Annotated in this window: 8 protein-coding genes; all 8 read left to right on the forward strand. The window is 43.9% G+C overall.

Annotation, left to right across the window (positions count from 1 at the left end; genetic code table 11):
- Window positions 1-14: 14 nt before the first annotated feature.
- On the forward strand, window positions 15-1,613 hold the full coding sequence (locus tag DW096_RS04040) for a RagB/SusD family nutrient uptake outer membrane protein (RefSeq protein ID WP_227238581.1): 1,599 nt from the start codon (window positions 15-17) through the stop codon (window positions 1,611-1,613).
- 18 nt (window positions 1,614-1,631) lie between these two features.
- The gene (locus tag DW096_RS04045) at window positions 1,632-2,801 is read left to right on the forward strand and encodes a SusE domain-containing protein (RefSeq protein WP_009036576.1); all 1,170 of its coding nucleotides are present in this window, start codon (window positions 1,632-1,634) and stop codon (window positions 2,799-2,801) included.
- Window positions 2,802-2,829: 28 nt separating this feature from the next.
- Window positions 2,830-3,939, forward strand: coding sequence for a glycosyl hydrolase 53 family protein (locus tag DW096_RS04050; RefSeq protein WP_009036577.1), 1,110 nt, complete (start codon window positions 2,830-2,832; stop codon window positions 3,937-3,939).
- 77 nt (window positions 3,940-4,016) lie between these two features.
- Window positions 4,017-5,192: a glycosyl hydrolase 53 family protein gene (locus tag DW096_RS04055; protein WP_009036578.1), complete on the forward strand. Its 1,176-nt coding sequence runs from the start codon at window positions 4,017-4,019 to the stop codon at window positions 5,190-5,192.
- Between the two features lie 28 nt (window positions 5,193-5,220).
- A complete protein-coding gene (locus DW096_RS04060) occupies window positions 5,221-7,698 on the forward strand; it encodes a glycoside hydrolase family 2 TIM barrel-domain containing protein (protein ID WP_057281758.1) in 2,478 nt (825 codons plus the stop codon).
- A 731-nt stretch (window positions 7,699-8,429) separates the two neighbouring features.
- Window positions 8,430-11,396, forward strand: coding sequence for a TonB-dependent receptor (locus DW096_RS04070; protein WP_005835749.1), 2,967 nt, complete (start codon window positions 8,430-8,432; stop codon window positions 11,394-11,396).
- A 4-nt stretch (window positions 11,397-11,400) separates the two neighbouring features.
- Complete coding sequence (locus DW096_RS04075) at window positions 11,401-13,047, forward strand: RagB/SusD family nutrient uptake outer membrane protein (protein WP_087332742.1); 1,647 nt, start codon at window positions 11,401-11,403, stop codon at window positions 13,045-13,047.
- Between the two features lie 26 nt (window positions 13,048-13,073).
- Window positions 13,074-14,507 (forward strand): SusF/SusE family outer membrane protein, encoded by a 1,434-nt coding sequence (locus tag DW096_RS04080; RefSeq protein WP_118930940.1) that lies wholly within the window; start codon window positions 13,074-13,076, stop codon window positions 14,505-14,507.
- The last annotated feature ends 377 nt before the right edge of the window (window positions 14,508-14,884 follow it).

Genomic DNA, 14,884 nt, shown 5'->3' on the forward strand with positions numbered 1-14,884 from the left:
TGAAATTCAACAATATGAAATCATTAATTCCGGTTGCTGCCTTTACACTTATGATAGGGTTTTCGTCTTGTGTGGGAGATTTGGATGTAAAGCCTATCAATCCGCAGCAAACCATGACTTTGGATCAAAATGCTCTTTTTAACAAGATATATGCAAGTTTCTGTTTGACCGGACAGACCGGCCCAAGCGGTAATGCGGATATTGACGACATGGACGAAGGACGTTCAGAATTTTTCCGCATGGCATGGAACCTGAATGAGCTCACTACGGATGAGGCACACTGGATATGGCTCACAGATACCGGTATGGATGAAATGCTCCACAATTCTTATGGAGCGAGTGCCGCATTCTCTATCGGACTATATTATCGTCTTTATTTTACTGTCACGTTGTGTAACTTTTTCTTGGAGCAGATTCCGGATGATGGCGGGACGTCTTCCATGCAACGTGCGGAAGTCCGTTTTATCCGTGCTTTACAGTATTATTACATCATGGACTTGTATGGTAACGCAGCATTTACGGAAGAAGTCTCTTCTGAATTGGCAGAACGCTATACACGTACCCAGTATTTCGATTATATTGAGAAAGAACTGAAAGAGTGTGAGGCTGATATGGCAGAACCGGGACAGAATACTTATGGGCGTGTTGACAAGGTAGCTGCATGGAATTTGCTGGCCCGTCTCTACTTGAATGCTGAGGTTTATACCGGTACTGCCCAGTGGCAGAATGCCATGGATTACGCAGAAAAGGTGATAAACAACGGGTATTATCATCTGTGTACGGAGGGAGCTACCAATCCGGTGACTGGTGAAGTTTATTCCGCCTATCAGATGCTTTTCCTGGCAGACAACAATACGAATGGGGCACAGTATGAAAACATTTTTCCGATACTCTTTGACGGGGTTACTACAAAAAGCTATGGTGGGATGAATTTTCTGGTTCTTGCCACTTATAATTCAACAATGGATGTTACGATTCCTTCCGGCACGAATTGCAGCTGGGGAAAGTGCGCCCGGGTCCGCAAGCAATTGCTTGACAAGTTCTATACGGCAACTCCTCCTTCGGGAAAGACGGTTGCGGAAATGACAGCTCCGGCCAATGATGACCGTGCTCTTTTCTATGGTGACGGCTTTTCCGCTTCCATTAAAGACGAAACGGATGCGACTGCAGGTTTTGCATGTGTGAAGTTTCGTAATGTCCGTTCGGATGGACAATCCAATCAGGTGGTCGATTATGTAAATGCGGACCTTCCTTTTTTCCGTGTTGCTGAGGCTTATTTGATTTATGCAGAAGCTTCTACCCGTTTGAACGGGTCTAATACGGATGCAAAGGAGAAAATCAATGAACTTCGTTCCCGTGCCAATGCTGCCCAGAAGAATCTATATACGTTGGATGATATTTGTGATGAGTGGGCGAGAGAATTCTGGTTTGAAGGCCGCCGCCGCATGGATTTGATACGGTTCAATAAATATGCCGGTCAGGCATCCTATAAATGGGAATGGATGGGAGGCACTTATGAAGGTGCGCAATTCAGCAATATCAGAGCGATTTTTGCGCTTCCTGAAAACGATTTGGCGAACAATTCCAACTTAATTCAGAATCCGGGTTATTAATCAAAAAAAGAACAGAATATGAAAAGATATTTATTCACTTTGTTGTTGGCGGGATTGGCGATGTTCACTGCATGTACAGATGATAGAGACTCCAATCCGACAGTACAGCAACCCAGTACTTTCGAACTGAATATGCCTGCCTTGGGAGGCGGTGTATATGACTTGGCTAACACAGACTCCATTAGGTTGACCTATGAACAACCAGACTATGGTTATACGGCTCCCGTCAAGTATTATGCGCAGATTTCTGTCTCCGGTACCTGGAATGACGCCACTTCTGCAGAAGCGGATGACGCTACATATATCGAAATGGACGGCTCTGTCACAGTTTGTGAGTTTGGTGCGGCGGCTGATTTGGTGAACAAAGCTATCATGAAATTGGGCAATTATACTGACCCGAGCCAACTGCCTGCTGAAGGGATATCCTTGTACGTGAGAATGAGGGCAAGGCTGAATGCCGGTTACGAGTGCTATTCAAATGTCATAGAACTTTCTGTTGCTCCCTATTATGTAGCTTTGGTATCAGCTGCTCCGGAACTGTGGTACTTGATTGGAAGCTGTATCGGTGATGGTTCTTGGGGAAGCGAAGTAGGTACGGGAGTCATTCCATTGTCACCGGTGGAAGGTGCCAAGTATGATGATGTGACGGGTAAGGGAGAATTGACCTATACCGGTTACTTCCCGTCCGACAAAGGTTTCAAGATTGTAAGGGTGCCCGGTGAGTGGGATGACCAGTGGGGAGCTGATGGAGGTGACTTCAACAAACCGCGTCTCAAGGATGCCGATGGTGAGGGAAGTGATTTTTATGTTCCTGCCAGTGGATATTATAAGATTTCCTTGAACACGAAAGAGAACACTCTCTCCATCGTTGCCACTGATGAACCGAAAAATGTTTATGATGGATTATTGATTTCCGGTGACTTCAACGGTTGGGGTACTGATACGAAGATGATTCCCGTAAATACGGTTGAAGGTGTGGTCAATCATGTCTGGAAGTATGAGTTGGATGCGACAAGTGGAGATACCACGGCAAAATTCTTATATGCTGGATGGACCCCCAACTGGGGAGCTTCCACTTTCCCATATGGATTCGGAGTGAACGGAGGTGCCAATATTCCGGTAGTTGCCGGCAAATACGTAGCTATCCTGAATGACATTGACGGTTATTATCATTTCTTCAGCAAATAATTAATGAAATAATAAGGTAAGATTCGATATGAAGAAAAAAGTATTGTTTTCAGGAATTCTGCTGGCTTTCCAAGTTTTGTTGGGGCATGCCCAGCAGCGTCTTTTGGGGGGAGATATTTCTTTGCTCCCCTCTTACGAGGCGGCAGGAACTGTATATAGAAATGCAGTTGGAGAGCCGGTTGCTCCCCTTGACTTTTTCAAGGAACAAGGTTGGAATGCTGTTCGTGTACGGCTTTTCGTTGAGCCTTCCAAAGCCTCCGCGGAGCATAAGGGAGAAGGAGTATGCCAGGATTTGGATTACGTAACCAAATTCGGACAACGGATAAAGGATATGGGTTATCAGTTCATGCTCGACTTTCATTATTCCGATACATGGGCTGACCCGGGGAAACAGTTCATGCCGGACTGTTGGCTGGATGCCGAAACGGCCTCATTGCCTGACAGTGTGTACCGATACACTAAAAACACCCTTCGGTCTATGGTGGAAGCCGGTGCATGTCCCGATTTGATACAAGTAGGAAATGAGATAACGAATGGGATGATGTGGCCTGCTGCCAAAGTCGATCCGTTGGGAAGTGATAACTGGGATTTGTTAGTGAGACTTTTGGAAAGTGGCGCCAGGGCTTGCCGTGAAGTCTGTCCCAAAGCAAAGATAATTATCCATACCGAGAAAGCCGGCGAATGGAATAAAACCAGGACCTACTACAATCGTCTGCAGCAGCTTGATTATGATATTATCGGACTCAGTTATTATCCTATGTGGCACAAGGCGGTGGGGGTACTTGCCGCTACGCTCGATTCTTTGGCAGTCCACTTCCCGAATAAGGAGGTGATGATAGTGGAGACTGCAGCTTATTATTCGCACGAGAATGACAGATGGGCAAAAAGTGCGGACGAATATTCCGAGTTTTATCCGGTCAGTGCAGAAGGGCAACGTATCTTCACTCGTGAGCTGGTAGCTGAACTGCGCCGTCATGCCAATGTAACCGGGCTGTTCTGGTGGTTTCCCGAGGAGAATGCCAGTGGCAATACTGTGACGGAGGGATGGTTGAACCGTGGACTCTTTGATAACCATACGGGAAAGGTGCTTCCGGCAATGGAAGAGCTCAGACGGTTTGTACAGCCGATTGACCGTTGATTTCAAATTATTGGGAACCTCATCCCTTAGTAAATGTGCTAAATTATTATATTTGCGGAAATAATTAAGATAACGCCATGAAACACATGAAGTTTTTGACTTTCTTTTTTTGTATTGCCTTTGCTGTATTTGCATGCAGCAGCAATAATGAGACAGACCCCAACGCAGGTGGACTTCCCGATAAGGAAGAGCCTCTTACTACGGACTTTGCTAAAGGTGCCGACATAGGCTGGTGCACCGAATATGAATCCAAAGGATACGACTTCTACAATGCTAAAGGCGAGAAGCGTGAATGCACGGCTTTGATGAAGGAGCTGGGACTCAATGCCATCCGCATCCGTGTATGGGTAGACCCGAGCGACAACTGGTGCAATACTGCCGACGTGGTGGTGAAGGCCCAAAGAGCCAAAGCGCTGAATATGGATGTGATGATAGATTTCCACTACAGTGACTGGTGGGCAGACCCCGCCCAGCAGAATAAACCTGCCGCATGGGTTGGTAAGAATCTGGCGGACTTGAAGAAAGCTCTCAGCGACCATACGGTGAGTGTGCTTCGGGAACTGAAGGCGGTCGGTGTCACTCCCAAATGGGTGCAAGTGGGCAATGAAATCCGTCCGGGCATGCTGTGGGATAAAGACAAGGCTTTGAGCGGCGCATCCTATGACGTGAAGGAATCCGACTTGAAAGATGCTCCGGCAAACGCTTCTTCCGAGGTGGTATATCCCATGAATTGGGCCAATCTCGGCGCATTTATCACTACCGGATATGATGCCGTGAAGTCGGTCTGCCCCGATGCCATCGTCATTGTTCACCTGGACAACGGATGGGACAATGGTTTGTTCAACTGGTTTTTCGACGAACTGAAGAAGAACGGAGGCAAGTGGGATATGATAGGTATGTCACTCTATCCTTACTGGTCGCGCGATGCCAAGCCGGAATATACAGCGGCTGATGCCGTTATTACGGACTGCATCAAAAATATCAAAGCGGTAAGTGCGAAGTATAACTGTGATGTGATGGTGGTGGAAACCGGTATGGAGTGTGCCGACGACAAAGGGAACCTGGCAAGTGCTTCCGTACTGGCAGAAGGGAAACGCCAACTGGCCCGTGTCCTGAAAGAGTGCAAAGAGAATACTGACGGACGCTGCAAGGGTGTGTTCTACTGGGAACCGGAATGCAGGCCGAACCAATATCGGCTGGGGGCATTCACTGAAGACGGCCGCCCCACTGTGATAATGGATGCTTTTAAATAATTATATTAACAAAATCTTTTAAAGAAGAATGAGAAAGACAATACTTATCTTTTCCTGCTGCGCTTTTTTTGCCTTGGCGGCAATGGCGCAGCGTACAGAAGCATTGTTGGAAAAGAACTGGAAGTTCACCAAGGGAGATGTTCCCGAAGCAACACAAACAAATTTCGACGACAGTAAGTGGGAGACAGTGACCATTCCTCATGATTGGGCCATCTTTGGTCCGTTCGACCGCAACAACGATTTGCAGGAGGTAGCGGTTACGCAAGACCTTGAAAAACAAGCTTCCGTAAAGACCGGGCGTACCGGAGGGTTGCCTTATGTGGGTGTCGGTTGGTATCGTACGGCTTTTGATGCTTCTGCAGACAAGCAGGTCACTCTGGTTTTCGATGGTGCAATGAGTGAGGCTCGGGTCTATGTCAATGGGAAAGAAGCTTGTTTCTGGCCTTTCGGATATAACTCTTTTCATTGCGATGTTACCGGTTTGCTGAATGCCGACGGTAAAAACAATGTGCTGGCTGTCCGTCTGGAAAACAGACCCCAGTCCTCCCGTTGGTATCCGGGGGCGGGATTGTATCGCAATGTCCACCTGGTTACTACGGAACGTGTTCATGTTCCGGTTTGGGGTACACAGCTCACCACACCGCATGTTTCTGATGAATACGCTTCCGTGCGTCTGCGTACTACAATACGGAATGCCGGTGATGCGGATGTTCGTATTTCTACTGATATTATTGCGCCGGACGGTAAGATAGTAGCCCGTAAGGATAATAGCCGGAAAATTAATCACGGACAGCCATTTGAGCAGAATTTTCTGATAAATGCTCCGTCTCTGTGGTCCCCTGAGACACCTTATTTATATAAGGCAGTATCTAAGATTTATGTAGATGGCAAACAGACTGACGAATATACCACGCGTTTTGGTATCCGCAGCATTGAGATTATAGCTGATAAGGGATTCTTCCTGAATGGTAAGCACCGTAAATTCCAGGGGGTATGCAATCACCACGATTTGGGCCCGTTGGGTGCGGCTGTCAATGTGGCTGCTCTTCGCCGTCAGTTGACATTATTGAAGGATATGGGATGTGATGCAGTCCGTACCTCCCACAATATGCCTACACCCGAATTGGTGGAACTCTGTGACGAGATGGGCTTTATGATGATGTTGGAACCTTTCGATGAATGGGATATTGCCAAATGTGAGAATGGTTATCACCGCTATTTCAACGAATGGGCAGAAAAGGATATGGTAAACATGCTGCATCATTATCGGAACAATCCTTGTGTGGTAATGTGGAGTATAGGAAATGAGGTTCCTACCCAATGTAGTCCCGAGGGCTACAAAGTGGCTTCTTTCCTGCAGGATATTTGCCATCGCGAAGACCCTACACGCCCCGTTACTTGCGGTATGGACCAGGTGACTTGTGTGCTTGCCAACGGGTTTGCGGCAATGATTGATGTACCCGGTCTTAATTATCGGGCTCACCGTTATGTGGAGTCTTATGAGACTCTTCCACAGAATATTGTGCTCGGTTCGGAGACGGCTTCCACTGTAAGTTCCCGTGGTGTCTATAAATTTCCCGTACAGAAGGGAGCTAGTGTGATGTATGATGACCATCAGTGCTCCGGTTATGATGTGGAGTGTTGTTCCTGGTCGAATCTTCCCGATGAGGATTTTGCTTTGTCTGATGATTATGACTGGACAATCGGACAGTTCGTCTGGACGGGCTTTGATTATTTGGGTGAGCCTTCTCCTTATAGTACGGATTCCTGGCCCAGCCACAGCTCCGTTTTCGGTATCATAGACTTGGCAAGCCTCCCCAAAGACCGTTTCTATCTGTACCGCAGCCTATGGAACAAGCAGGCAAATACCTTGCATGTCCTTCCGCACTGGACGTGGCCGGGCAGGGAAGGGGAGAATACTCCGGTTTTTGTTTACACCAGCTATCCCAGTGCCGAACTGTTCGTCAACGGAAAGAGTTATGGCAAACAACGGAAACTTACTGCTGATGAAAGCCGTGCTTTGGAAGGTCAGGACTCCCTTGCTTTGCAGCGTCGCTATCGCTTGATGTGGATGGATGTTCCTTATGAACCGGGCGAAGTGAAAGTGGTGGCTTATGATGCTTCCGGCAATCCTGCAGAAGAAAAGGTGATTCGTACCGCTGGCAAGCCCCATCATCTGGAGCTGGTTGCCGACCGCACCCACTTGTCTGCCGATGGTAAGGACCTGGCATATATCACAGTCCGTGTCGTGGATAAGGACGGTAACCTTTGTCCGGCAGACAGCCGCATGGTAAACTTCTCGGTGAAGGGTGCCGGAAAATATCGCGCTGCTGCCAATGGAGATGCTACCAGCCTCGATTTGTTCCATCTGCCCAAGATGCCGGCTTTCAGCGGTCAGCTGACGGCTATTGTGCAGAGTGGCGAGCAAGCCGGTGAGATCGTGTTTGAGGCAAGGGCTAAAGGATTGAAGTCCGGAAAGCTGGTACTTTATACTTCAGAGAAATAAATAGCACTATTTGCTTCCACTCTACCACACCTGCTCTGTACCCCTTTGTTCATCGGTGTTTGAGGTGCGGTGGAAGCAACAGAAAAAGGTGGAAGCAAATTTTGCTTCCACCTCTGTTTTTAGGGTTGACATGATGTTAACTTGTTGTAATATAATAAGTTAACATCGTGTCGGCCATTTTGTTAATATCGTGTTAATGGCATATTAATATTGTGCAGACACGTTATTCATATCCTGAAAGTATGTTGCTTGGTTCATACATGCATGGCATTTCTTCAGTAAAAGCTTTGTGTTTCTTTTGTTTTGTCTTGATGTTGTGTAGTGCTTAACGGCCATCATCCGATCTGTTGACGGCCGTTAGGCGATTTGTTGACGGCCGTTGGCAGATTGCTTTACGGCCGTTAGGCGGTGAAAAGTTCTGTGGTTCAGTTGAATAAACATATGCATAGCATGCAGGAATGCCGTATGTGGAGTGTACAGATGCATTGTATGATGGTGCAAAGTAGCCAAAATCAAATGACTTTTTCGTATTGTGCAACTGCATGCAATCGTTTGCATTGTTTGCTCCCCACATTTTACACATTCTTTATACTTTACTAAATTAATAAAGCATATTTTTGTGGCGTCATGCTTTAGGTACTTGAAAGACATTAGAAAGCAAAAGTACGAAATTATTTTTACGAATAATATATATAGGTAATTAATATTGTTAACTTTAATTTATTAAATGCATGAAGCAAGTAAATCCTAGAATCTATCGAACGATTCTTACCCTAGTTTTAGGGCTGTTCTTGTCAGTTGGCGCTTATGCACAGAACATCACCGTGAAAGGTACTGTTACTGATGCGACAGGCGAACCGGTAATCGGTGCAAATGTCTTGGAAAAGGGTACAACTAATGGCGTTATCACCGACATTGATGGTAATTTTCAGTTGCAAACCTCTCGTGGTGCAATACTTCAGGTCTCTTTTGTCGGTTTCTTAACAGCTGAAGTAAAAGCAGCTCCTAATGTGAATGTTATTTTGCAAGAAGACTCCCAGTTACTTAGTGATGTTGTGGTAATTGGTTATGCTACAGGTAGTCAGCGAACTATCTCGGGTGCCGTTCAAAAAGTAGGCCGTGAAGAAATGAATGCAGGTGTAGTGGTTAATCCATTGGCTGCTATCAAGGGCAAAATAGCTGGTGTAAATATTCAAAAAACAGGTGGTGACCCTACAGCTGCCCCCGCTATTCGTGTTCGTGGTACTACTTCTCTGACCGGAGGCAATGACCCTTTGGTTATTATTGACGGTGTGTTTGGCGATTTGAACATGTTGAATGCCATTTCTCCTGCCGATATTGAGAATTTTACAGTATTGAAAGATGCTTCTGAAACAGCTCAGTATGGTTCACGTGGTGCATCAGGAGTAATTGTAGTTACTACTATCAAGGGCAAAAATGGTGTGAAGAGTTTGAGTTACGATGGAAGTTTCGGTATTGAAACTGTTTATAAGAATCTGGATATGTTGAGTGCGAGTCAATATAGAGCTGCTGCTCAAAATTTGGGTATCAGTATCCTGGATAAAGGGTATGATACGAATTTTATAGAAGAAATGCAACAGTCCGGTTATACTCAGAATCATCGTTTGTCTTTCTCAAATGGAAATGAGGATTCCAATTATCGCGCTTCTATTGGCGTTATTGACCAGAAAGGTATTATAAAGAACAATACGATGCGCAATTATACAGCAAAGATTGATGCAATGCAAAATATGTTCAATAATAAATTGAAATTAGAATTCGGCATGTTTGGTTCATTGAAAGAAAACAGATATGTGAATGACTATCAAAAAACATTTTATTCTGCTGCTTCTTATAACCCCACTTTCCCGAATGTGAAGAATCCTGAGACGGGAATGTGGGATGAAAATGCCAATGCTAATGAGGTGCATAATCCGCTAGGTCGTTTGGATATTGATGACCGCGAAACGAATGCATTTATTAATGCGAATGCACGCATTACTTATAGCATTACAGATGATTTGAAATTGAGTGCATTTGGTTCTTATACATACAATGTAAAGGAGAACAAGAAGTACATCCCTACTTCTATTAAAGCAGGGTTGAGTAATCGTGGTGAAGCTTATCGTGGTGACAATAAGTCGCAATCTATGTTGGCGAATATGATGTTGACCTATAAGAAGGCTTTTGGCAAGCATTACATCAATGCTTTAGCTTTGGCTGAAGTTCAAAGGGTAACTAACACAGGTTTTGGAGCTACAGTGAATGGATTTAGTTCTGATGATTTTTTATATAACAATTTGCAAGCAGGTGCAGTGTTAAAATGGGGTAATAACACTTCTTATTATAATAATCCGAGTTTGGCATCTTTCATGGGACGTGTTAATTATTCATATGCCGATAAATACATTGTAACTGTGAACGCCCGTACAGATGGTTCTTCTAAAGTTGGAGCAAACAACAAATGGGCTTTCTTCCCGTCAGCATCTTTGGCTTGGGTGCTTTCTGAAGAAGAATTTATGAAAGATATTGATATTATCAGCAATTTGAAGATTAGAGCTGGTTATGGTCTTGCTGGTAATCAGGATGCTATCAGTTCCTATATGTCTTTGCCTTTGATGAGTCCGAATGGTACAACTACAGTAAATGGCCTTCCTGTAGTAACTATGGGGGTGACCCGCAATTATAATCCGGATTTGAAATGGGAAGTTAAGAAAACTTTTGATGTTGGTTTTGACTTGGGAATGTTTGACGAACGTTTGACTTTGGGTTTTGATTATTATAATTCAAAGACAACCGACCTGCTTTACAATTATGATGTGAAGGTTCCTCCTTTTACCTATCCTACTTTGCTTGCCAATATGGGAGCTATGCGTAACACGGGTATTGAAATATCATTGGGTGGAACTCCTCTGAAAACCAAAGATATGGAGTTGAATATCAACGCTAACATAGCTTTCCAACAGAATAAGTTGCTCTCGTTGAATGGCACATATATGGGTGAAGCTATGACCGCCAAAGAATATATGAATTTGGGTGGCATGAATGGTGCTGGCTTCATTGGTGGCTACAATCAGATTATCTATCAGATGGTGGGGCAGCCGGTGGGTGTATTCTATTTACCTAAATGCGACGGTTTGGTCGATAATGGATTTGGTGACTATACTTACCACATCCAAGACATTGATGGTGTTGAAGGGGTTGACCTTGCAGATGGAAAAGATCGCTATATAGCAGGTCAGGCTATGCCTAAAGCTTTATTGGGTGCTAATGTTAGCTTCCGTTATAAACAATTTGATATTCAGGTGCAAATGAATGGTGCGTTCGGGCACAAAATATATAACGGTACCTCTTTATCCTACATGAATATGAATCAGTTCCCCACATACAACGTAATGCAAGGAGCTCCAGAGAAGAATATTAAAGACCAGACAGTGACAGACTATTGGTTGGAGAAAGGTGACTATTTGCATTTTGATTATGTGACATTGGGTTGGAATCTTAATACAAAGAACATGAAAGCTATCAAGTCCTTGCGTGTCACGTTCTCTGTAAATAATTTGGCTACAATTACCGGCTACTCAGGGCTTTCTCCTTTGATTAACAGTACTACCGTAGGTGGTGATTTGGGTGTTGATGACAAACGTTTCTATCCGTTGTCTCGTACTTACTCTTTAGGACTTAGTGTTAACTTTTAATTAGATGTATATTATGAAAAAAAATATATTATATAGCTTGTTGATTTCAACAGTGGCAACTGTCGGTTTGTCTTCTTGCGATGCTTTTTTGGAAGAGAATCCGAAAGATCAGATTACGGAGGAACAGGCATATCAAAATTCTACGCTACTCTATTTAAATACAGTAGCTTCGCTCTATACCGAAGTAGGTGCTAATGGTGGTGGATCGGGTTTACAAGGTACTGACCGTGGTCTTTATGACTTGAATACTTTTACTACCGATGAGGCTGTTATCCCTACACGTGGTGGTGACTGGTATGATGGAGGGTTGTGGCAGGATGTATTCCTTCATAAATGGGGAACGAAGAACGACTTGGTAAAAGGTTCATGGGATTATCTTTATAGGGTAATTGCTCAAGCCAATAAATCATTGGATAAGTTGAATGAAATTTTGGCGAAAGACCCCGAAAATACATCTGTGCCCAAGTATATATCCGAGGTTCGCGCATTCCGTGCTTTGTATTACTATTATCTGTTGGATATGTTTGCTCGTGTGCCGTTGGTTACCTCTTCTACTACGGCAATGGCTGATGTCGAACAGTCTGAACGTTCCGTTGTATTCACATTTGTGAAAACAGAACTTGAGGAATCTGTAGCTGATTTGAGTGATGCTCATAGCAACTTGCCGGGTGAGTATTACGGTAGAATAACGAAACCGGTTGCTTACTTTCTATTGGCAAAATTGGCTTTGAATGCCGAAATTTATACAGACGATAATTGGACTGACGGTTCAAAGCCCGATGGGAAAACTATCAAGTTTACTGTGGATGGAGCAGAAAAAAATGCTTGGGAAGCTACAATCGCTTATGGTACTAAGATTAAAGAGTTGGGCTATCAGTTGGCCGATAACTTTGCTTCCAACTTCTCTACGAAAAATGAAACTTCAGTAGAGAACATTCTTACTATTCCCATGGATCCTAATTTGTATAAAAATGAGTTCTATAACTTGATCCGTTCCCGTCATTATAATCATGGTAATGCTTATGGACAGGGGGGATGGAATGGCTCTTCGGCTACCAAAGAAGCTCTCGATGCTTTTGGATATGGAACAAATGCAGTAGACCCACGTTTTGATGTTACCTATTATGCCGGTAAAGTAGAAGGACCGAAAGGTATTATTAAATTGGATGATGGAACAGATTTGGAGTATCTTCCTGCTGAAATTTCATTGGATATGTCTGGTAAGGCTTCTGAAAAAACTGCCGGTGCACGCATGAAAAAATACGAACTGGATGCAGCTGCAACCAATGATGGTAAATTGCAAACGAATGACATCGTTTTGTTCCGTTATGCTGATGTATTATTGATGATAAGTGAGGCAAAGGTAAGAAATGGCGAAAGTGGAAATGTTGAACTGAATGAAGTTCGTGCTCGCGCTGGAGCAAGTACAGATGTAGTAGCTAACCTTGAAACATTGTTGGCAGAGCGTCTGAGGGAATTTGCTTGGGAAGGTTTGCGCCGCCAAGATTTGGTACGCTTTGGTAAGTTTACACGTGCCTACACTGACAGACCTCAACTACAGGGTGAAGCTAACGGATATACTACCGTGTTTCCTATCCATGAAGATGTTTTAAGTCTGAATACTAAGTTGACTCAGAATTACGGTTACTAATGTTTAATGATTTAATACTTGATAAAATGAAAAAAGTATTTGAATATATAGCAACACTCTTATTGCTACTGGCAGTAGGGACAAGTTGTGAAGAAGGAAATGATAACTGGAAGGTGATTACGGCTGTTCCGACAGGATTGTATATTACGGGTGATGCTACAATTTATAGTGCGGCTGCCACTTCCTCTCAATTGACAACTCCAGCGTTTGACAATGCTCCGGAAGGAACTAATATTGTAGGAATCTATACATGGCTCAAATCATCAGGGAGTTTCACTATGTTGGAGGTGGATTCTGAAGGCAATGAAATCAATTATGGCAGTGGAGAATCTGTTGCTACGACTCCGGCTCCGACTTATAGATTGACCGTAGGTGGTAGCCCGTTCACGGTTGCGAAAGACGGATTATATTATGTAGCTTTTAATAAGGCTGATAATCAGCTCACGGTTATCCCTACTGATTTTGGTATTATTGGTGATGCAACTCCTCAGCAGTGGGATGATGAAACTGCTATGGTGGGTGCTTTGAATGAAGCTCAGGCTACTGTGGAGTATACTATAAAAGATGTAACACTGGATAAGAAAGAAATGAAGTTCCGTTACTTGCATAATTGGGGCGTGGATATTCCTTATCAAGGGGCAACAGTGAAGATGCACTCAAATATGGGAGCCGTCGCAAAAGGTGCTATTTCCGAGGCATTCAGTGAATGTAAAGGTGGAGGGGATAACTTTACTGTAGGTAAAGCTGGCATTTATGATGTTACATTGAAACTGGATTTACGCACCGGTGTTTTTTCTGCTCAGGCTATTTGTACGGCAGAAGACACTTCAAGTGCTACGTTACCCGAAAAGATGTTTGTTGTTGGTGCACCATGGGATTGGAAGTGGGAAAATGCACCGGAAATGATACCGGTACATAGTCACGATGGTATGTTCTGGGGAATCTATTATATTGAAGCAGGTCAAGGCGTTAAGTTCAATAATGAAATGAGCTGGGATACTGGTGACAACTTTGGAGCTGAAAACGAAGAACCCAAAGGGTATGGCGAATATCCGGCAGGTGGAGCTAATTTGGTAATCAGTACATCAGGTTATTATCAGATAGTAGTGATATGTACACTTTCTGCGGATAAGAAGAGCATAAACAGAAAGATTGTTCTTTCTGAACCGGAGCCTTACTTGATTGGTGATGCAGCAGCTGGTGGATGGGATGCTCAGTTGGCAGATGTTGATAAATTCAAATTGAATGCAGAAGGTGAGTATGTGTCTCCGGTATGCAAAGAAGGGAATTTGCGTATGTGTGTAAAATTGGAGAACTGCGATTGGTGGCAAACTGAATTTAATGTTTTTGATGGCAAGATTCTATTCCGCGGTAAAGGCAATGATCAGGATGCCGTTAAGGTAGCTGCCGGACAAACAGTGAAGTTAAACTTCAAGGACAATACCGGGAGTATTCAGTAAGAACAATGTGCTGAAAGAATATAAAGTATTATAATGAAAAGGGCTGCAGGTGAAGTGCGCCCCAAAAGTTGGACAGGTTAAACATTAACCGGTTATAGAAAGAGTTCGGTATTGTACCGGACTCTTTCCATTTAACCGGGACTTTATTCTTTTATAAGTATGTTCTTTTATTTCTTTTATATTATCGGTATCTGTCATTAGCTTCGCTCAAAACCTCTTCTGATTATTTCATCAAGGTATAGTCAGAGCGTAGCGAAGAATCTACTTTCTTTATGAATACGCAGAGAAGAGATTCTTCGCTACGCTGAATACGGATAGTATAAGCTAATTATGGCGACATACTTGGTTTATAATCAGTACTTATAAGAAAACTTGAG

The sequence above is a fragment of the Bacteroides sp. AM07-18 genome, from assembly GCF_003602695.1.
Lineage (GTDB): Bacteria > Bacteroidota > Bacteroidia > Bacteroidales > Bacteroidaceae > Bacteroides > Bacteroides uniformis.

Bases quoted from the DNA above. Each gene is read 5' to 3' on its own strand.
- DW096_RS04050 (WP_009036577.1), top strand. From the start codon at position 2,830: ATGAAGAAAAAAGTATTGTTTTCAGGAATTCTGCTGGCTTTCCAAGTT.
- DW096_RS04040 (WP_227238581.1), top strand. From the start codon at position 15: ATGAAATCATTAATTCCGGTTGCTGCCTTTACACTTATGATAGGGTTT.
- DW096_RS04075 (WP_087332742.1), top strand. From the start codon at position 11,401: ATGTATATTATGAAAAAAAATATATTATATAGCTTGTTGATTTCAACA.
- DW096_RS04080 (WP_118930940.1), top strand. From the start codon at position 13,074: ATGAAAAAAGTATTTGAATATATAGCAACACTCTTATTGCTACTGGCA.
- DW096_RS04060 (WP_057281758.1), top strand. From the start codon at position 5,221: ATGAGAAAGACAATACTTATCTTTTCCTGCTGCGCTTTTTTTGCCTTG.
- DW096_RS04055 (WP_009036578.1), top strand. From the start codon at position 4,017: ATGAAACACATGAAGTTTTTGACTTTCTTTTTTTGTATTGCCTTTGCT.
- DW096_RS04045 (WP_009036576.1), top strand. From the start codon at position 1,632: ATGAAAAGATATTTATTCACTTTGTTGTTGGCGGGATTGGCGATGTTC.
- DW096_RS04070 (WP_005835749.1), top strand. From the start codon at position 8,430: ATGAAGCAAGTAAATCCTAGAATCTATCGAACGATTCTTACCCTAGTT.